17 protein-coding genes are annotated in these 18,214 nt (G+C 69.6%); 7 read left to right on the top strand and 10 right to left on the bottom strand.

What is annotated here, in order from left to right; translation table 11 throughout:
- Positions 1–235: 235 nt before the first annotated feature.
- The 4 genes from A176_RS06490 to A176_RS06475 all read right to left on the bottom strand — a co-directional run bounded on the left by A176_RS06490 (position 236) and on the right by A176_RS06475 (position 5,501).
- Entirely contained in the window at positions 236–1,288 is a 1,053-nt protein-coding gene (locus tag A176_RS06490; protein ID WP_002634357.1) for an SPFH domain-containing protein, read from the bottom strand.
- Positions 1,289–1,479: 191 nt separating this feature from the next.
- The gene (locus A176_RS06485) at positions 1,480–2,280 is read right to left on the bottom strand and encodes an ABC transporter permease subunit (protein ID WP_002634358.1); all 801 of its coding nucleotides are present in this window, start codon (positions 2,278–2,280) and stop codon (positions 1,480–1,482) included.
- 3 nt (positions 2,281–2,283) lie between these two features.
- On the bottom strand, positions 2,284–3,201 hold the full coding sequence (locus A176_RS06480) for an ABC transporter ATP-binding protein (RefSeq protein WP_002634359.1): 918 nt from the start codon (positions 3,199–3,201) through the stop codon (positions 2,284–2,286).
- A complete protein-coding gene (locus A176_RS06475; protein ID WP_002634360.1) occupies positions 3,198–5,501 on the bottom strand; it encodes an ArnT family glycosyltransferase in 2,304 nt (767 codons plus the stop codon). Before A176_RS06475 ends, A176_RS06480 begins: the two co-directional genes overlap by 4 nt.
- Positions 5,502–5,768: 267 nt before the next feature.
- On the opposite strand from A176_RS06475, the gene A176_RS06470 reads away from it, so the two are divergent.
- The 3 genes from A176_RS06470 (at position 5,769) to A176_RS06460 (ending at position 8,933) form a co-directional block, all read left to right on the top strand.
- Positions 5,769–6,980: a hypothetical protein gene (locus A176_RS06470; RefSeq protein WP_002634361.1), complete on the top strand. Its 1,212-nt coding sequence runs from the start codon at positions 5,769–5,771 to the stop codon at positions 6,978–6,980.
- Positions 6,981–6,990: 10 nt separating this feature from the next.
- A complete protein-coding gene (locus A176_RS06465; RefSeq protein ID WP_226994375.1) occupies positions 6,991–7,854 on the top strand; it encodes a hypothetical protein in 864 nt (287 codons plus the stop codon).
- An 80-nt stretch (positions 7,855–7,934) separates the two neighbouring features.
- Positions 7,935–8,933 (top strand): RNA ligase (ATP), encoded by a 999-nt coding sequence (locus A176_RS06460; RefSeq protein WP_002634363.1) that lies wholly within the window; start codon positions 7,935–7,937, stop codon positions 8,931–8,933.
- 45 nt (positions 8,934–8,978) lie between these two features.
- Here A176_RS06460 and A176_RS06455 read toward each other — a convergent pair whose 3' ends face one another.
- Positions 8,979–9,554 carry a hypothetical protein gene (locus tag A176_RS06455; protein ID WP_002634364.1) on the bottom strand — a complete coding sequence of 192 codons (576 nt, stop codon included), beginning with the start codon at positions 9,552–9,554 and terminating at the stop codon, positions 8,979–8,981.
- A gap of 41 nt (positions 9,555–9,595) precedes the next feature.
- Positions 9,596–11,080, bottom strand: a complete 1,485-nt coding sequence (locus A176_RS06450) for a rhomboid family intramembrane serine protease (protein ID WP_021781089.1) — start codon at positions 11,078–11,080, stop codon at positions 9,596–9,598.
- A 228-nt stretch (positions 11,081–11,308) separates the two neighbouring features.
- On the opposite strand from A176_RS06450, the gene A176_RS06445 reads away from it, so the two are divergent.
- From A176_RS06445 to A176_RS06440, 3 genes are all read left to right on the top strand, one after another.
- The gene (locus A176_RS06445; RefSeq protein WP_226994218.1) at positions 11,309–12,559 is read left to right on the top strand and encodes an FHA domain-containing protein; all 1,251 of its coding nucleotides are present in this window, start codon (positions 11,309–11,311) and stop codon (positions 12,557–12,559) included.
- Positions 12,559–13,023: a tetratricopeptide repeat protein gene (locus A176_RS39670; RefSeq protein WP_226994217.1), complete on the top strand. Its 465-nt coding sequence runs from the start codon at positions 12,559–12,561 to the stop codon at positions 13,021–13,023. Before A176_RS06445 ends, A176_RS39670 begins: the two co-directional genes overlap by 1 nt.
- 80 nt (positions 13,024–13,103) lie before the next feature.
- Complete coding sequence (locus tag A176_RS06440) at positions 13,104–13,697, top strand: response regulator (protein ID WP_002634367.1); 594 nt, start codon at positions 13,104–13,106, stop codon at positions 13,695–13,697.
- A gap of 34 nt (positions 13,698–13,731) precedes the next feature.
- Here A176_RS06440 and A176_RS06435 read toward each other — a convergent pair whose 3' ends face one another.
- From A176_RS06435 to A176_RS06425, 3 genes are read right to left on the bottom strand one after another with little or no spacing between them, the layout of a single operon-like run.
- Positions 13,732–14,514, bottom strand: coding sequence for an enoyl-CoA hydratase/isomerase family protein (locus tag A176_RS06435; RefSeq protein WP_002634368.1), 783 nt, complete (start codon positions 14,512–14,514; stop codon positions 13,732–13,734).
- 2 nt (positions 14,515–14,516) lie between these two features.
- On the bottom strand, positions 14,517–14,729 hold the full coding sequence (locus A176_RS06430; protein ID WP_002634369.1) for a biotin/lipoyl-binding carrier protein: 213 nt from the start codon (positions 14,727–14,729) through the stop codon (positions 14,517–14,519).
- Positions 14,730–14,774: 45 nt separating this feature from the next.
- Positions 14,775–16,127, bottom strand: a complete 1,353-nt coding sequence (locus tag A176_RS06425; RefSeq protein WP_002634370.1) for an acetyl-CoA carboxylase biotin carboxylase subunit — start codon at positions 16,125–16,127, stop codon at positions 14,775–14,777.
- Between the two features lie 137 nt (positions 16,128–16,264).
- Here A176_RS06425 and A176_RS06420 point away from each other — a divergent pair, with 137 nt between their 5' ends.
- Entirely contained in the window at positions 16,265–16,654 is a 390-nt protein-coding gene (locus A176_RS06420) for a hypothetical protein (protein ID WP_002634371.1), read from the top strand.
- 22 nt (positions 16,655–16,676) lie between these two features.
- Here the strand turns inward: A176_RS06420 and ftsZ are convergent, their stop codons facing one another.
- The gene (gene ftsZ, locus A176_RS06415; protein WP_002634372.1) at positions 16,677–17,894 is read right to left on the bottom strand and encodes a cell division protein FtsZ; all 1,218 of its coding nucleotides are present in this window, start codon (positions 17,892–17,894) and stop codon (positions 16,677–16,679) included.
- Positions 17,895–18,214 lie beyond the last annotated feature (320 nt).

The following is an 18,214-nucleotide window of genomic DNA, read 5'->3' as shown; positions in this document are numbered from 1 at the left end:
AGGTGGCACCTGCCCACCTCGCAACGTCCCCATCTCGCCCGTGGACAGGACGCGCATCCTCGGAGTGCCCTGGGGCATCCCGTCCGCGCGCCACGTCACGAGCTCGACACCCCAACGTAACCCAGAAGTCGTTGGAGGTCCATTGACCCACGGGGCAGCGCCGGGCACGAAAAAGGCCCCCGCCCTGTGTCGGACGGAGGCCCTGGTCCTCAACAACGTTGCCGCGTGTGGCGGACTACAGGAGCTTCATCAGCTCCGCGCGCTTGGCGTTGTACTCATCATCGGAGAGCACGCCGGCGTCCTTCAGCTCCTTGAGCTCCTTCAGACGCTGCGCGGGGCTGCGCGTGTCCGCCGGAGCCGCCGCGGGCGCGGGCTCCGGAGGCCGCTGCTGGTGCTGCTGCTGGTTCATGAACTGCTGGGCCATGCCGAAACCCATGCCCATGCCCATGCCGCCCAGCGCGTTGCCGGAACCACCGCCGTCGCTGCCGCCGCCCTTGGCCATGCCCTCGGCCGCGCCGAGCATCGCCTGGCCCTGCGCGTACTGCTGGAAGCCGCCGGCCAGACGCGAGTACGCCACGTCCTTGCCCAGCTTCTTCAGCGTCGCCTCATCCTCTTCCTTGATGGAGACGTGGAAGTTGCCCATCCGCACCACGGTGAGGCCGTAGCCGTCCACGTGGGGCTTGAGCCCGGAGATGACCTCCGTCTCAATCTCTTCCGTGTACGCACCGCTCGTCACGTCGAGCAGCGGCCAGCGCTTCTTGACGAGCAGCTCCGCGATGCGGTCGCGCGTCACCTTGAGGACCTGGTTCTTGAACCAGCCGAGCAGTTCCTCGTTGCCCGTGCGGCCCATGCCCACCAGGCCCACCACGAGGCGCTCCGGGTCCGTCACGCGGATGGAGAAGTCGCCGTACACCATGGTGCCAATGCCCAGGCCCGTCTCCGGGTCGCGCACGTCACCGATGGGCCCCCCGAACTTCACGCCGGCCACCTCGCGGGTGGAGACGAAGAAGATTTCGGAGATGAAGAGGTTGCCGCCCGTGAAGCCCTCGATGAGCCGGGACAGGAACGGGATGTTGTTGGTGTCCAACTGGTGACGGCCGGGCCCCAGCTTGCCCTCCACCTTGCCGTCCTTCACGAAGAGCGCGACCTCGTCGGCATCGACGGTGAGCTGGGTCAGCATCCGGACGTTGTTCTCCGGATACTTGTAGATGATGTCGCCCTTCGCCGAGTCCGCCCGCGCGATGAAGTTGCGCTTCGCCTCACCCTTGATGCTGTCGAAGATACCCATTGCCAGTCAGCGCCTCCGTGGCCGCGTTGGCAGCCGGTCAACCCGCACCGCCACCTCAACCCCATTTAAGAGCATGGCATCCGGGACGAAAGCGCGCGCGCTCGCGTACCGTCACCTGCTCGCAACATGCCAGTTTTACTGGCGAAAGCCTAGCCGCTCGGCGGGCCGGATGCTTTGGAAAGCGGCGGGCGCTAGCCCCAGCGGCTCACCAGCCGCTCCCGGTCCAACAGTCGGATGCTGGCCCACAGCAGGATGGCGTCCAGCACCAGCACCACCGCGCCCTGGAGCACGTAGTAGCCAAAGCCCGACTTGAGGACGCCCGCCACCTGGCCGCCCATCAGGCCCACCAGGGGCAGCACCACCAGCGCGGCGAGCTGCTGGGCCATGCGCGCCTCGCTCACCCGCGCGGAGATGAGCACCGCCACGCCGTTGCCGAAGAAGGCGAACAGCGGCGCGATGACGAACACGCCGAAGGTCCACATCGCGTTCGGCATCAGCGGCGCCTTCACCAACGGCCACGCGGCGATGTCCACGCCCACGCAGAACACGACGAAGGCCACCCACGTAATCGTCACGGCGGGCACCAGCGCCGCCAGGCTCTTGCCCGCCACCAGCTCCGTCGCCGTCACCGGAGAGGCCAGGAGCGGCTCCAGCGTCCGCCGCTCCTTCTCCCCCGCCACGCTCTGGGACGCGATGAGGATGGGCACGAACACCGGCATGACCAGGAACATGCCGAACCAGTCGGAGAGCGTCTTGTCGACGAGGAAGCGCGCGGCGCTCGCGCCAAACGGCAGCGTCGGGTCGTAGAACAGCGCCACGCTGCGCAGGTCCGCGTCATGCGGCGTGCGCGCGTACGCGTACACCACGCCAATGGGCACCAGCACCATGACGGCCGGCAGCACCGTCATGGAGACCAGCAGGCCCACGTTCATCCGCAGGTCCAGGAAGTCCTTCCAGAACACCGCCAGGGCCCGCTTCGGACGGAACGCCATGGGCTACCCCCTCCCCTCGCGCAGCAACTCCAGGTAGACCTCTTCCAACGGACGCTGCGTGGGGACCGCGCTGTGGACCCGAGCCCCCGCGCCCACCAGGCACGCCACCACGTCGGGCGCGTGCGCGTCCTCCGCCAACATGACGCGCAGCCGCGGCCCTTCGGCCAGCACGTTGGGCGCGAAGGGGAGCTGGGCCAGCGCGTCGCGGAAGCGCTCCGCCTCCCCCTCCACGCGCACCTCCAGCGCCTGCCCCGCGTGCCGCAGCTCGCGGATGGGCCCGATGGCCAGCAGGCGGCGCTTCACCACCGCCACGCGCTCACACAGGCGCTCCACCTCGGCCAGGTTGTGCGAACACAGGATGATGGTGCGCCCCTCGGACGCCAGCTCCGCCACGGCGTCGCGCACGGTGCGCGCGGACTCCGGGTCCAGGCCGCTGGTGGGCTCGTCCAGGAAGATGACCTTCGGGTCGTGCACCAGGGTCCGGACGATGGCCAGCTTCTGCCGCATGCCCTTGGAGAAGCCGCCCACCGGCTCCTCTTCGCGTCCGCCCAGCCCGAAGCGCGCCAGGTAATGCTGGGCCCGGGGCCAGACGGCGGCCTCATCCAGTTCGTGCAGCTTCATGAAGAAGCGCAGGTTCTGCCGCGCGGTGAGCCTGTCGTAGAGGCCGGGTTGCTCGGTGAGCAGCCCCACCACCTTGCGCAGCGGCTCGCCGTCGCCGTCCACCCGGTGGCCCCACACGGTGGCCTCGCCCTCGGTGGGGCGCAGCAGCCCGGTGAGCATGCGCACCGTGGTCGTCTTGCCCGCGCCGTTGGGGCCGAGCAGCCCGAAGACTTCTCCGGGCCGCACGTGGAAGGACAGCGCTTCCACGGCCACCCGGTCGCCAAAGCGCTTCCCCAACCCCTCGACGTGGATGCCGCTCAATCGATGGTCACCAGGAGGAACTTGTTGTTGATGTCGCGGTCCACCGGCGTGACGACCTTGTCCGAGCCCACCGCGGTGCGCAGCAGGTTGAGCCGGTTGTGCTCCACCAGGGCCCACGTCCGGCCAGGGCGCATCGCGGTGGCGCGCATGCGCGCGTTGGCGTCCGACGCGCGGTACTGCTCCACCGTGTTCTGCGAGTAGAGCGTCTCGCCGCGCCAGTTCATCATGTACGCGATAATGGGCTCGCCCGGCTGGCGCTGCGCGTAGTACCGCCAGAAGAGGTCGCGCTGCGTCCAGTGGTGAGACAGGTCCACCCAGTGGCTCCAGTTGAACCACAGGGCCATGCCCGCCGCGAGCACCCAGAAGGTGCCGAACAGCATCGCCCGCGCCCGCATCAGCGACGCCACCACCGCCATGCCGCCCGCCACCGCGAAGGTGAAGCCCAGCGACTTCTTGATGTTCACCGGCTCCGACAGCGCCTTGAGCAGCGAGTCCTCCGCCGCCGGCTGACGGAAGCCCCGCACCGCCAGCAGCACGCCCACCACCGCCAGCACGCCGGCCAGCGTCTGGAGCGACGCGCGCGACGCCGCGTTCGCCCGGAGCGACTCCCAGCCCAGGTAGGCGGCCACGATGACCACCGCCACGCCCACCAGGGCCTTGGCGGACACCTGCGCCTGCGCGCTCACCGCGCCCAGGGTGGCCACGCCGCCCAGCAGCAGCAGCAGCGCCACCGCGCGGGCGCTCGGCGTCGTGCGGGCCCGGCCCTTCGCGGAGAAGGCGTCGAAGGAGAGGTAGACGCCGAAGCCCAGCAGCACCAGCGTCACCAGGTCGCCGGTCCACAGCGGACGCGAGGCGAAGAAGGCGATGGGCTTGGTCACCAGGTCCTGCGGATAGGGCCGGTCGTAGTTGTAGACGAACAGGTCGGTGAAGATCTTCGGGTTCTCCGCGATGTTCTTCCCCACCAGGACGAAGAGCAGCAGCCCGAAGATGAGGCTCACCGCGTGCGCGGAGATGCCCTCTTCCCACAGCCGGTCGATGAACAGCGCCAGGAGGACGGCCACGCCCGGCAGCACCGGGAACACGTAGTGGTGGAACTTCGTGGCGCTGGAGGACAGCAGCCAGAACGAGAAGGCCACCCACAGCACCGCGATGATGGCCAGGTGGTCCGCCGCCTTCTCCGAGCGCAGCTTCATCCGCGCCACCACCGAGAAGGCACCGGGCAGCAGCGCCACCCACGGGAAGATGGCGAAGCCACCCTGCTCGATGAAGTAGATGAACGTGCCGCCCGGCGTGGTGGTGTGCACGCCCGCCGTGAGGCGGTTGAGGTGGTCGTGCACGAAGAAGCGGTACCAGAAGAGCTTGCCCTCGTCGTCCACGGAGCCGAACAGGGACAGCGTCAGGTACCAGGGGCCCGCCACCGCGAAGAACACCAGGATGCCCGTGCCCAGGTGCATCTTGAACATCTGCCCCCACAGCACGGGCATGGGCTGACGGCCCTCGCGCACGTCCTTGCGGAAGCTGGACTGCGTGAGCCACCGCAGGTGCGCGTCCAGGCTGGCGCTGTCCCAGGGGATGACGGACAGGGCCGCGTAGAGCGCCAGGATGACGGCGGGGAGCCCCACGCCCAGGATGCCCTTGGCCAGCGAGGCCAGGCCCGCGAAGAAGTAGAAGCCGTACCACCAGGCCGCGCGGTGCTTCGTCGTCGCATCCAACTGGCCAATGAGCGCGCACGCCATGGCGCAGATGAACGTGGTGACGAAGGGCGTGTCCGTCACCGTCTGCCGCGTGAGGAGGAAGTACAGCGGCATGGTGGCCAGCACGAAGCCCGTGGCCAGGCCCGCGCGCTTGGACACCACGCGCGCCACCGCCAGGGACAACAGCGCCACCGCAGCGATGCTCAGAATCGCGAAGGGCATCCGCATGCCCCATTCCATGTACCGCCCGAGCACCCCGTCGGGGTTCACCGCCCCCGCCGCGTTCATCCCCAGCGCCTGCATCCACATGGTGAGCGGCGGCTTGGAGAAGAACCAGGAGCCTTCCCAGAAGGGGTACACGTAGTCCTGGCGGACAATCATCATCCGCGCGACTTCGCCGTAGTGCGTCTCCCAGCAGTCCCAGAGCCCCACCGCGCCCAGGTAGGGGAGGAAGAGCAGGGCCGCGAAGCCCGCGGTGGCCGTCACGACGCGCAGGCTGAAGGACAGCTCCAGCCACCGCTTCGCCCATTTCGCCTCGAAGAAGTCCTTGCCGAGGATGGCCTCGGTGAAGGTCTGCTCCTGCTGCTGTTCGACTTCGCTCTCCACGGACTGAAGCTCCTTGAGACGTTCCGGGCGGTGGGACGGCCCACCCTCGGCAGGACGCGGCGTTATATCCCCGCCGCCCTCTCCGGTCGACCACGGCCATGACCACTGACGTGAGCCTGACTGCGCGCCGCTGTGCAGGCGCCTGTACACGACAGGAACGCCAACCCCGCGAAAGCACGACTCCCGGGCAGGGGCACGGCGCTTGAAACGCCCGGCCCCGGCAACGCTTCCCGAGGTCGACGGGACGCCGACGCCGAGGAGACCTCCATGCTCGCCCCCACACTGCCCCTGGTCGGCGCCCTCTTGCTCGCGCAGCCAGGGAGCGAGGCCCCCGTCCTCCAGCCGCCGTCCTTCCCGCTCCCCGCGCTGACGTGGGGCGCCCCCACCGCGTGCCTGATGCTGCCGCCCACCCAGCACGTGCCCTCCGGAGCGTGGCGGGCCCAGTGCGACGACGACGCCCAGCGCTGCCGCGTCGCGCCCGTGCGGGAGCTGGGCGCCGACGGCGTGGAAACCGACCGGCCCGTGGCGCGCGCGACGCACTGCTCCGTCTCGTTCGATGAAGAGACGGCGGAGCGGGTGAAGACGTACCGGATGGAGCCCGCGCGCGCGGACGCGCCACCGGGCTGGTACCGGGACGAGCGCGGGCGGGTGATGCAGTTCAACTTCGACCTCAACCGCCGCGTGTGGCTGGGAGGCGCCTGGGCGCCCATGTCCCATGACGGGCAGGTAATGCACCGCATGCGCGCCGACTTCGGCATCGCGGTGGAGGTGCCCACGCGAGGCGACAAGACGCTGCACCGGCTCCGGTTCCTGGAGACCGAGCTACACCTGGGCGTGCATTCGCTCGACCTGACGCTGGCGCGCTACGACTTCAGCATCCAGCGCGAGGACCCACTGCTGCGCGTCACCACGTTCCTGGGCAAGCCGCGGCGGCATGACCTCTACCTCAACATGGGGCTCTGGATGGAGGCGCTCCACCTGGAGCAACTGAAGCGTGACGGCCAGGTGGCGCGCTTCCTCTCGTTGGGCGCCGTCCAGGCCTCGGTCGACCTGTGGCACTCGCGGGATTTGGTGTCCTACGTCCGCGTGCGCGCCGGCACGGGCGTCGAAAGCGACCTGGTGCATGGCTTCAACGCCGTCGCGCCCTCCGCGGCGCTGGAGGGGGACGTGACGCTGGACCCAGACGGCTTCCACCACTTTCGGATGAGCGCGGAGGTGGAGACGCTGCTGCTGGCGCCCCGGGTGGAGGGCCGTCCCCGGCGGCCCGAGCGCCTGCGGGTCCAGGCCGGCTACGAAGTCATCCTCCTGGCCATCAACGACCAGCCCCTGAGCCTGCTCGTGGACGGGCGCGGCGTGAGACGTGACGACATCGCCGGCGTTCCCGAGCGATGGGAGTGGTCCGCGTCCGCCGGGCTGCGTTTCTCGCTGTGGGCTCCCGCGCGGCGCTCCGCCCCCATCGCGGTCGCGGCGAGGGAGTAGGCGCGTGTTGATGCTCGGACTGGTGATGCTGCTGGCCACCGCCGCGCCGGGCGCCGACGACGACGCGTGCCAGGCCCTGGACGCGCGAGGCGAGCCCTATCCCATCTGCTTCGACCTGGGAGATGGGCTCGTACTGGGGACACGCGCGCGCATCTCCGGCGCGGGGATGGCGCGGGCGGTGCGCACCGGCGTGCACATTCGGATGGGCAGGAGCAGCCGCAGCAAGGGCTCCCCCTGGTTCAACAACCACCGGCTGCTGACCGCGGAGGTCTGGGACGGTGAACAGCGAGGCTTCACCTTCACCGCGTATGACGGGACGCTGCGGCGGCATCTGGAGGAAGGCTTCATCCTGGTGCCCACCGCGAGGCCCCTTCGCATCCCCTTCCCTTTCGACGTGACGGTGGCGGCGCGCCTGGGCCACCTGGAGCGCCGCTTCTGGGAAGGGCCGGGCTGGACGTTGGAGACGGGGCGCGTGGGGCTGCTCTTGGATCCGGTGCGCTCGGAGACAGAGCGCATGTGGCTGGGCGTGGGCCCCTCGGCGGCCCACGTGGTGCGGCGCGGCCGCGACGGGGCGCAACACACGGTGGCGCCCTTCACCGAGCTGCTGCTCGACGCGGGGCTGGAGTCGGCGGATGGCCTGTCCGCCCTGCGCGCGTCGGCGCTGGCGGGGTGGAGCCTGGGCATCGAGCGCGGCGTGTACTTCCGCGCGCGGGCGGACCTCGGCCTGGAGCGTGTCGTGATGGCCGTGGCGGACCAACCGGTGGTGCTCCAGGTGGCGGGCACCTACGCTCACCGAGACGCGGGGCTGGCCCGGCGCAGTGAATGGACGGCGAGCGTGGGGCTCGCGCTGCGGGCCTTGGGCGCACGGCGGTGAGCGGCTCGCGGGCGTGTCAGTTTCCGCCGAAGACCTTCCGTCTCCCCGGTCCCGGCCTGACGCCGTGGAAAGGAGGGTGCATGGAGAGGAAGCTCGTTTCGATTCAGCGCATTGACCACCTGGAGCCCGTGTCCGGAGCGGACACCCTCCTGAAGGCGCGGGTCATGGGCTGGGACGTCGTCGTGAAGAAGGGTGAATACGCCCCAGGTGACGCCTGTGTCTTCTTCGAAATCGACAGCCTGCTGCCAGAGGGCCGGCCCTGGGCCGAGTTCCTCCGGCCCCGAGGCTTTCGCGTGAAGACGGTGCGGCTGCGAGGCGTGCTGTCGCAGGGGCTCGCCCTGCCGACATCCATTCTTCCCGGCGAGGTTCCGCCGCTTGGGACGGACGTGCGCGACGCGCTGGGCGTCGTGAAGTTCGAACCGGCGCTGCCCGACACACGCGAGGTCGCCGGGCCCTTCCCGGGTCAGGTGCCGAAGACGGATGAAATCCGGCTGCAGTCGGCGCTCGGCGTCCTGGACGAGCTTCGAAGCCACGACTTCTTCGTGACGACGAAGCTCGACGGAACGTCCGGGACCTTCTTCCGCACGCTCGAAGGCGAGTTGGTGGCGTGCTCGCGAAACTGGGCCCTGAAGCGAGGGCCGAACCCCGTGTGGCGCGTGGCGGAGCGGTACGCGCTGGACACTGCGCTCCCGCCGGGCTTCGCCGTGCAGGGCGAGCTGTGTGGCCCGGGCATCCAGAAGAACCGGCTGGGCTTGGACGCGTTGGATTTGTTCGTGTTCAGCGTGCACGACACGCGGACAGGCCACTTCCTCGGGCACGCGGACTTCATCGCGTTCTGCGCGGAGCACGGCCTGCGCACCGTCCCGGTGGAGCACGTCGTCACCGGTGAGGCCGCGCGGACGTTCGACCACGGCCTGGAGCACTACCTGAAGCTCGCGCAGGGCCACTACACGGGCACGAAGCACCGGAAGGAAGGCATCGTGGTGAGGCCGCTCGTCGAGCGGCCCTCGCCCACGCTCGGCGGCAGGCTGTCGTTCAAGGTCATCAACAACGACTTCCTGCTCAAGGACGAGGACTGAAGCACGGCGCCCGGGCGCTCCCCCCAAGGAGCGCCCGGCTCCGGCTCAGTTGTTCGTCGAGGGTGGCGTCGAGGACGGCGTGAAGGCGCTGTTCACCACGTTCAGGAGGGTCCCCGCCAGCGCCACCTTGGGGATGGGCACCGAGGCGAGCACGGACGTCGCCGAGTCGATGACCGCGTGCGTCTTCTGCGCCGTCGTGGAGTTGGGGTTGGAGAACACGTCCTTCGTGTTGGACAGCGAGGACACCGTCCCCAGCACGTTCAGCCCCGGCACGAGCTTGCCCACCGTCTTCCCGACGACCGTCGAGGGCATCGCCGAAGGCATGTTGCCCGTCAGCCCGCCCTTGATGGCGCGCGCGCCCGACTCGAAGGTGTCCAGCACGTTGATGGCGTTGTTCGCGGTGCCCGACATGCTGCCCACCGTGCTCATCACCGGCGTCGGCGTCTTCACCTGCTCCGAAGGCGCGTTCTTGCCCCCCACGCCCTTCGCGATGGTCGCTCCGAGCTGAAGCGCATTGGTCGTCCGGTCTCCGACCTCCACCAGGACCGGGCCGGGCTTGAAGTCCGACACCGGTGGCTTGATGGACGAATAGGACGACTTGTTCCCAAAGATTCTCAGCATGATGTCCCCCCCTAGGCGTGTGCCTGAAGACTACATTGGGGTTATCTGCGATGATTCTCAGGAGTTTCGCCTACATTTTCCGACCCGATTTTCGCGGCGGGAGGGGCGGTCTCCAGCACGGTCCGCAGCGCCAGCTCCGCCGCGCGCAGCCGGGCGTCTTGAGGATCCACCCTGCGCGCCTCCACCAGACGCATCAGGGCCCTGGCGACGTCACCGCGTGACAGCTCGCAACGCACGCCCGCCTCCAGCGCCCCCGTGTCCGAAGGTCCGTACAACCGCGCCTCCGCCGCCGCGTGACACCCCTCGTCCACGCGCGAGGCCTCGAGGAGCGCCCGCGCCAGCTCCACCCGCGTCTCCACGTGCGCTGGCGACAGCCGCACGGCCTCGGTCAGCGGCCCCACCGCCTCCCTGGGCAGACCCAGCCGGCGCAGCACGCCCCCCAGCGAGCGAAGGGGTCCCGGCGCCCCGGGAACCAACAGGGCCCTGGCACGCGCCTCGCGCAGGACGGAGGGCTCGTCGAAGCGCAGCTCCGCCACCATGCGCCCCACCACCTCCTCATATGCGGGGTACGCCGCGGGCCAGGTGAACACCAGCCGGTAGACCCACTCGCCCCGAGGCACGAAGAAGGCCATCAGGTGCGTGGCGCCACCGGGCGCGTCCAGCTCCGCGCGAAGCCGCTGCGCGCTCCGTCCCGCCACCCGCGTCGAGACGGGGCCCGTCACCTTGAGCGTCCGGCCCTCGGGCCCCGGCGCCTCGAGCACCAACACCTCGTGCTGGAACTGCCGCGCCTGCACCGAACCGTCTCCGGGCTCCCCCGTCTCGATGGCCTCCGCGGAGAAGGTCGCGCGGCCACGGCCGGGCAGGCCGTTGGAGAAGGCCCGCCGCCCCTGCCCGTTCTCCTCGCTCCGCCAGTCCTGGGGCAGCGACACCGAGATGCCGAAGCCATCATCCCGCTCCGTGCGCCAGCCCGAGCGCTCCACCACGACGGCGAACGCCAGCACCACCGCCGCCGCCACCAGGCCCACCGGCCGGCGCCAGCTCGAGGAGGCGTCCCAGCGAAGCTCCAGGAACACGCCGGCCAGCAGCCCCGCGAGCAACCCGCCGAGGTGCCCCGCGTTGTCCACGCCCACCGAGGTCCACCCCATCCAGAGGAAGACGAGCACCGTGGGCAGCGCCCCCTCCCCGGACATCCACCGCGACGACAGCCGGGTCCGGTGGCGGCGGCCCAGCACCAGCAAGGCCCCCACACAGCCGTACACCATGCCGGAGGCCCCGACGCTCACCGCGCCCGACCAGCCCAGGGAGCCCGCCATGGTCGCCAGCCCCGCCGCGGCCAGCACCGCCACATAGTCCCGGCGCCGGCAGAGGCGCTCCAAGCCGCTGCCCGCCGCCAGCAACACCAGGAGGTTGAGCCCCAGGTGAAGCAGGTCCCGGTGGAGGAAGTTGGCGGTGACGAGCCGCCACCCCTGCCCCGCGTCCACGACCAGGGGCCCCGCCTTCGCGCCCCACCTCAGCAGGGTGTCCATCCCCAGCGGTCCCATGGAACGCGCCGCGGCATGGATGCCCCCCAGCAGGGTGGCCAGGATCAGGGTGACCCAGGGTACCCCCCCGGGTCGCACTTCACCGGCCGATTGACCGATGGACAACACGCCCGTCTGCCCCTCCTCCTCGGGAGAAAGTCCTGTCTTTTGAGGGGGATACATGGCTTGTACAGGGAAAGGGCGTTCTGCTATGACTGTACGCGGATCGGACCCGTGCTGAAGCTCATCATCGAAGACGACGAGGGGCGCAAGACTGTCGTTCCCTTCGTGCGTGACGAGATCACCATTGGCCGTCAGGAGGGAAACACCATCCGCCTGACGGAACGCAATGTGTCTCGTCGTCACGCACGATTGGTACGGCTCAATGGCCACGTCGTGGTGGAAGACCTGGGGAGCTATAACGGCACCCGGATCAACGGCGAGCGAATCGCGGGCCAGTCGCCCCTCAAAGAGGGCGATCTGGTTCAGATTGGCGACTACGACCTGGCGCTCCAGGCCGAGGCCGCAGCCAACGCCGCCGCAGGCCCCATCACGACCAAGGTGCCCGCTCGCCGGGCTGAACCCGCGCCGGAAGAGGACGACTCCGACGACGACGCCGAGGAGAGCGACCATACGCCGCCCTCCCTCAGCGCCGCGGACGCCCGCCGGCACTCCACCTCCATCATCCGGTTGGATCAGGTGGAAGCGGAGCGCCCCCGGAAGGTGGTGGACGTCTCCGCGGACGACGCCCCCCGGCTGCTCGTGCTGTCCCCGGACGAGCTCAAGGGCCAGGAGTTCGCCTGCATCCGCACGGAGCTGCGGATCGGCCGCACCGACGACAACGACATCACGTTGGATCATCGGTCGCTGTCGCGCACCCACGCCAAGCTCGTCCGAGAGGACGGCGGGGAGTGGCGTGTCATCGACATGCAGTCCGCCAACGGGATGACCGTCAACGGCGAGAACTACGCGCAGGCCACGCTCGCGACGGGCGACATCATCGAGCTGGGCCACGTGAAGCTGCGCTTCGTGAGCGCCGGCGACGCCGCGGATGACGTGGCCGGCGGGGGTGGCTCCCGTTCGAAGCTGCCGCTGGTGGCGGGCTTCGTCGCGCTGCTGCTGGGCGGTGGAGGCGCGGCCTTCTATTTCATGAATCAGCAGGGCCAACAGCCGACGCCGCCGATCGCCATCGCGCAGCAGCCGGAGACGCCCACGCCGATTCCGGACGAGCCGGACGCACCGACTCCCGACGACCCGCCCCCGCCAACACGGTCGAGGCCGCGGCGACGCCGCCGAAGACGCCCGAGACGCCTCCGCCTCCGCGGGGCCCCTCCATCGAGGAGCAGCGCGCCGTCGCGGACAAGGCCATCGCCGCGCGCGACTTCGACGCGGCCGTCACCGCGCTGGAAGGCATCAAGGACGCCAACGGACAGCGCCCTCGCGACATCGAGACGCGGCTGGACGCGGCCCGCGCCGAGCAGTTGATGAAGAAGCGGCTCGACGAGGCGCGCGTGGCGCTGACGGCCGGCAAGCTGCCCGAGGCGGACGAGGCCCTGCGTGAGAGCGCGGCCACCAAGGCGTTCGCCAAGGAGTACGCGGCGCTGAAGGCGCAGGTCACCGAGGCCCAGAAGAAGGCGGCCGCGGCGGCCGTCCCCACCTCGGGTGTGGAGAAGCCGCCGGCGCCGGTCTCCGAGGCCGCGAAGGCCGAAAAGGAAGGCCTGGACCACCTCACCAACAAGCGCTACGGCCAGGCCATCGAGCGGCTCGAGCATTGCCTTGGCTTGGATGCCAAACGCGCGGAGTGTCACCTCTACCTGGGTGTCGCCTTCGCACGGAATCAGCAGACGGAGCAGGGCTTGAAGCACTACCGGCGCTTCATGGAGCTGGCGCCCAACCACCCTCGCTACGCCGGCGTGAAGAAGCTCGTCGACGATTACGAGCAGAAATAGAAGTAGTGGCCCGCCGGAGGCGCCCCCGCCCCCCTGGGGACCTCCGGCCACATGTCCCTGAACTGCAGCGAGGAGACGCTGTGCAGATTCGCATCCTGGTAGTTGATGATGAGCAGGACAACTGCGACTACCTCAAGCTGGTCCTGACCCGTGAAGGCTACGAGGTGGTGACCACGACGGATCCCACCCAGACGGTGGAAATCCTCCGGGGCTCCGACTTTCACCTCGTCATCCTCGACATGATGATGCCGCAGATGTCGGGCACGGAGGTGCTGGAGCAGATTCGCAAGTACGACACCGACGTGGCCGTCATCGTCGCCACCGCGTATCCCACGGTGGACACGGCGGTCGCCTCGCTCAAAGCCCAGGCGTCCGACTACGTCAAGAAGCCCATGGAGCCGGAGCAGTTCATCACCGCGGTCCGCAACGCCCTGCAGAAGAAGGGCTTGTCGCAGGACCCGGAGGCGGACCTCCACCGCGCCATTGGCCGCACCATTCGCGACGCGCGCAAGACGCAGGAGCTCACGCTCAAGCAGCTCGCGCGGCGCACCGGCCTGTCCGTGTCGCTGCTGTCGCAGATCGAGCGCGCGGAGTCCTCGGCCTCCATCTCGTCGCTGTACAAGATTGCCTCGGCGCTGCAACTGCGCATGGGCGAGCTCTTCGGCGATACCTGATGTCGCCGTCGCGGTACCCCGCCGGCCGCCCTGACTAGCGGCCGGAGAAGCGGGGCGGGCGCTTTTCGAGGAAGGCTGCCCGCCCCTCCTTCGCGTCCTCGCTGCCGAAGGCCGCCGCGCGCAGGTCGCGCAGCCGGGCCTGGTCGGACGCCTCCAGCGGCGCTCGCGCCAGCCGCCCGAAGGACTCCTTCATCCCCGACACCGCCAGGGGTGCATGACTCGCCAGGGTCGCGCACAGCGCCAGGGCGCGTGCCTCCGCGTCCGCGACGCAGTCATCCAGCAGGCCCCAGTCCAGGGCTTCCCGCGCGCTCAGCTTCCGCGCCGCGAGGAAGAGCTGCTTCGCCCGGGCCACGCCCACCAGCCGCGCGGCCCGCGCCAGTCCCTCGGGCGAGTACACGATGCCCAGCCGCGCGGGCGGCATGAGGAAGACGGCGTTGGGTGTGCCGATGCGGAAGTCGCAGGAGGCCGCCAGGTCGAAGCCCGCGCCCACCGCCGCGCCCTCCACCAAGGCCACGCTGGGCGCCGGGTGGGACTCCAGCTTCAGGAGGCACTCCACCAGCAGGTCATCCGGCAGCCGCCCGTCCGCGCCGGGTGGCCCCAGGTGCGTCAAGTCGTAGCCGGAGCAGAAGGCCCCACCCGCGCCCCGCACCAGCAGGGCGCGCACGTGGGGTGCCGGCTCCAGCGCGGCGTCCAACCGGGCCAGCAGCCCGTCATCGAGCGCGTTGCGCCGGGCCGGGTTGGACAGCGTCAACACGCGGACCCCGTCGTCGCGGTCCTCGACCCGCAGAGTGGCCCCTGACTCGACGACGGGCTCCACTGCTAGCCGAGCACCACGAGGACGTCGCCCTCGTTGACGGACTGGGCTTCCTTCACCCGGATTTCCTTCACCGTCCCGCCCTCCTCCGTCTCGACGGGCATCTCCATCTTCATCGACTCGAGGATGACGAGCGTGTCGCCCGCGTTGACCTGCTGGCCCACCTGGACCTCGATCTTCCACACCGTGCCGGTGATGTGCGCCGCTACGTCCGCCATGAATCCGTCCTCCTCAGGGGTGTTTGGGTCTGGAGCCAGGCCCCGCTACGCCGGCTTGGCGTGGTGCTCCAGGAAGTGCGTGTCCAGCTCGCCGGCATGGAAGGCCGCATCCTGCACGATGCGCAGGTGGAGCGGGATGTTCGTCTTGATGCCTTCGATGCGGAAGGACTGCAGCGCCGCCACGGAGCGCTCAATCGCCTGCGCCCGCGTCTCACCGCTGACAATCAGCTTGGCGATCATCGGGTCGTAGTTGGGCGTGACGGTGTTGCCCTCGCCGTAGCCCGCGTCCAGCCGGACGCCCTCACCCGTGGGGGCCTGGAACACCTTCAGCGGCCCCGGGGACGGGAAGAACTTCACCGGGTCCTCGGCGTAGATGCGGAACTCCAGCGCCGCCCCGCGCCGCTTCACGTCCTCCTGCTTCACGGTGAGGCGCTCACCCGCGGCGATGCGCAACTGCCAGCCGATGAGGTCCAGCCCCGTGGTGAGCTCCGTCACCGGATGCTCCACCTGGAGACGGGCGTTCATCTCAATGAAGTACACCTGCCCGTCCGAGTACAGGAACTCCACCGTGCCCGCGTTGGCGTAGCCAAAGGCCTTGGCCGCGGCGATGGCGGCGCTGAACAGCTTCTGCGCCAGCTCCGGGTTGCGCCCGTCCGCGAACAGCACGGAGGGGGCCTCCTCGACGACCTTCTGGTGGCGGCGCTGGATGGAGCACTCGCGCTCCAGGCCGTGGATGAGGTGGCCGTGGTGGTCACCCAGAATCTGGACCTCGATGTGCCGCGGCGCCGGGAAGTAGCGCTCCACGTACACGCCTTCCTTGCCGAAGGCGGCCTTCGCCCGGTCCGTGCACTGGCGGTACGCCTTCTCCAGCTCCGCGGGGTTGTTGGCCACCGCCATGCCAATGCCGCCGCCGCCGCTGGCCGCCTTGATGAGCACCGGGAAGCCGATGCGCTCCGCCGCCGCCTGGGCGCTGGCCACGTCAGGCACCACGCCGTCGCTGCCGGGCACCACCGGGACGCCCGCCTCGGCCACCAGCTTGCGGGCCTGGCTCTTGTCCTTCATCCGCGCCATGGCCTCCGGCGGCGGACCCACGAAGACAATCCCCGCGTCCTGGCACGCCTGGGCGAACTCACCGTTCTCCGACAGGAAGCCGTAGCCGGGGTGGATGGCCTGGGCCCCCGTCTGCTTCGCGGCCTCCAGGATGGCGGCGACGTTCAGGTAGCTGTCCTTGGCCGGCGCGGGGCCAATGCGCACCGCCTCGTCCGCCTCCTTCACGAAGGGCAGCTCGGCGTCCGCGTCCGAGTACACGGCGACTGTTTTGAGCCCCATGCTCCGGGCCACCACGCCGATGCGGCGGGCAATCTCGCCCCGGTTGGCGATGAGCAGTTTCTGGAACATGGCGAAACCCTTGGGGTGTAGGTGCGAAAGGGCGGCGAACCTAACCCTCGCTCCCTCCCAAGACAAGGGTGCGGACGGACGTGCAACAGGTCCCTACAGTCCAGTAAATTTGCGGGTCTACGAGGCCGTGTCGTACCTTGTTCCCCGTGACGCCCCCCTCCTCTTCAAGCCCTGGCGGCGTGGTGGATTTGCACCGCGCGCGCCGTGCCAAGCGCCTGGACCTGTACCGTGGCCGGCAGGCGGACCGCGTGCGGTTCGTGCGCACCACGCTCGAGACGCTGACGCAGAGCGGTACGCTCTTCACGCAGGAAGGCACGCGCCGCGGCCTGGCCCTGCTGAAGGCGCTCCAACTGCTGCAGCGGGCGCAGGCGCGCCTGGAGGAAGTCTCCGGCGACGGTGTGCTGCCCGCGGCCCGGCTCCCGGAGCGCGTGGACGCGCTCTATTCGGAAGTGGACGGCCTCTTCGACCGCGCGGACACCTTGTCCGGCCGCGACGAAGCCAGCGTGGCCCAGCTTCCCGGCCGCTGAGCCCCGCCGCACGACCCTTCCCCTACGGCAGCTCCGTCTGACCCTGGCGGCGCAGGAACGTGGGGATGTCGAACTGATCCTCGTCCAGCGGCAGCGGCGCGTCCTTCACCACCGAGGTGCGCGCGCTCACGGACTTGGGGCTCTCCACGGGCATGGGGCGCGAGCCACTGCTCTTCGCGGGCACCAGGCTGGCGACTTCCTCGCGCGCGTTGGCCAGCACGGACGGGCCCGGACGGGACAGCGGCATCTGGACCACCGGCGTCGCCGTGCGGACCTTGGGCGCGTCGCGGTGAACGAAGCCCGTGGCGATGATGGTGATCTTCACCTCGTCCGCGATGTTCTCGTCGATGAGCGAGCCGAAGATGATTTCCGCCTCGCTGTCGGCGGCGTCGTGGACCAGCGTGAGGGCCTCGTTGACCTCCTGCAGGGTCATGTCGCGGCCACCGGTGATGTTGATGAGCAGGCCCGTGGCGCCGTCGATGGAGACGTCCTCCAGCAGCGGGCTGGCGATGGCCTGCTGCATGGCGATCAACGCGCGCTTGTCACCCGACGAGTTGCCCGTGCCCATGAGCGCGATGCCCTTGTCGCTCATGATGGTCTTCACGTCGGCGAAGTCGACGTTGATGTAGCCGTGGTACTGGATGAGGTCGCTGATGCCCTGCACGGCGTTCAGCAGCACCTCGTCCGCGCGCTTGAACGTCTCCAGCAGCGGCATGGGCTCGTTGGAGAGCGACAGCAGGCGCTGGTTCGGAATGGTGATGAGCGTGTCCACCGCGGCCTTGAGCTCCACGATGCCCTGCTCGGCCTGCTTGCGGCGCTTGTTGCCCTCGAAGAGGAAGGGCTTGGTGACGACGCCCACGGTGAGGCAACCCAGGCTCTTGGCGATGTCCGCGATGATGGGCGCGGCGCCCGTGCCCGTGCCGCCACCCATGCCGGCGGTGACGAACACCATGTCGGCGCCCTCGAGCACCGCGGCAATCTGGTCGCGCGACTCCAGGGCGGCCTCGCGGCCCATCTCCGGGTTGGCGCCCGCGCCCAGGCCCTTCGTCAGCGTCTGGCCGAGCTGAAGCCGGGTGGGCGCCTTGCTCGCGGCGAGCGCCTGGACATCGGTGTTGGCGGCGATGAAGTCCACCCGGTCCAACTTGGACAGGATCATCGTATTGACCGCGTTGCAGCCGGCCCCACCCGCCCCGACGACCCGAATCTTGGCGGCCTGCTTGTTCTGATCGAACTGGTCCATGGTGGTCCTCTCGCCTGGAGTTGCGCGATGCAGCGCGCGTGCTCCCAACCTCCACAATCATCAGCAAGTCCCACGCTTTGGCAAGTATTCCGCTACGAGCCTGTAGCGGGATGCTGCGCGTCCGAGTCCTGACGCGCACTTACGCAGTCCCAGGGACGTGCAGGCGTGCGGCGCGGCGGGCGAACTTCGCCTCTTGACTCGCGATTGCCGGGACTGCGTACCGGGTCGGCTCCAGCATGCCCGAAAACACGAAGGGTGGCCCCGAAAACTGTTTCGGAGCCACCCTCGGATGAAATCAACCGGTGTGTTTCACCGGGTAT

Origin of the sequence: Myxococcus hansupus (assembly GCF_000280925.3) — a bacterium.
Lineage (GTDB): Bacteria > Myxococcota > Myxococcia > Myxococcales > Myxococcaceae > Myxococcus > Myxococcus hansupus.
This window is presented reverse-complemented; position numbering and strand designations above follow the sequence as displayed.

Excerpts from the sequence above, each read along its gene's own strand:
- A176_RS06455 (WP_002634364.1), bottom strand. The coding sequence starts at position 9,554 with ATGCTGAGAATCTTTGGGAACAAGTCGTCCTATTCGTCCATCAAGCCA.
- A176_RS06485 (WP_002634358.1), bottom strand. The coding sequence starts at position 2,280 with ATGGCGTTCCGTCCGAAGCGGGCCCTGGCGGTGTTCTGGAAGGACTTC.
- A176_RS06460 (WP_002634363.1), top strand. The coding sequence starts at position 7,935 with ATGGAGAGGAAGCTCGTTTCGATTCAGCGCATTGACCACCTGGAGCCC.
- A176_RS06470 (WP_002634361.1), top strand. The coding sequence starts at position 5,769 with ATGCTCGCCCCCACACTGCCCCTGGTCGGCGCCCTCTTGCTCGCGCAG.
- A176_RS06490 (WP_002634357.1), bottom strand. The coding sequence starts at position 1,288 with ATGGGTATCTTCGACAGCATCAAGGGTGAGGCGAAGCGCAACTTCATC.
- A176_RS06465 (WP_226994375.1), top strand. The coding sequence starts at position 6,991 with ATGCTCGGACTGGTGATGCTGCTGGCCACCGCCGCGCCGGGCGCCGAC.
- A176_RS06450 (WP_021781089.1), bottom strand. The coding sequence starts at position 11,080 with ATGGACACCCTGCTGAGGTGGGGCGCGAAGGCGGGGCCCCTGGTCGTG.
- A176_RS06425 (WP_002634370.1), bottom strand. The coding sequence starts at position 16,127 with ATGTTCCAGAAACTGCTCATCGCCAACCGGGGCGAGATTGCCCGCCGC.
- ftsZ (WP_002634372.1), bottom strand. The coding sequence starts at position 17,894 with ATGGACCAGTTCGATCAGAACAAGCAGGCCGCCAAGATTCGGGTCGTC.
- A176_RS39670 (WP_226994217.1), top strand. The coding sequence starts at position 12,559 with ATGAAGAAGCGGCTCGACGAGGCGCGCGTGGCGCTGACGGCCGGCAAG.
- A176_RS06430 (WP_002634369.1), bottom strand. The coding sequence starts at position 14,729 with ATGGCGGACGTAGCGGCGCACATCACCGGCACGGTGTGGAAGATCGAG.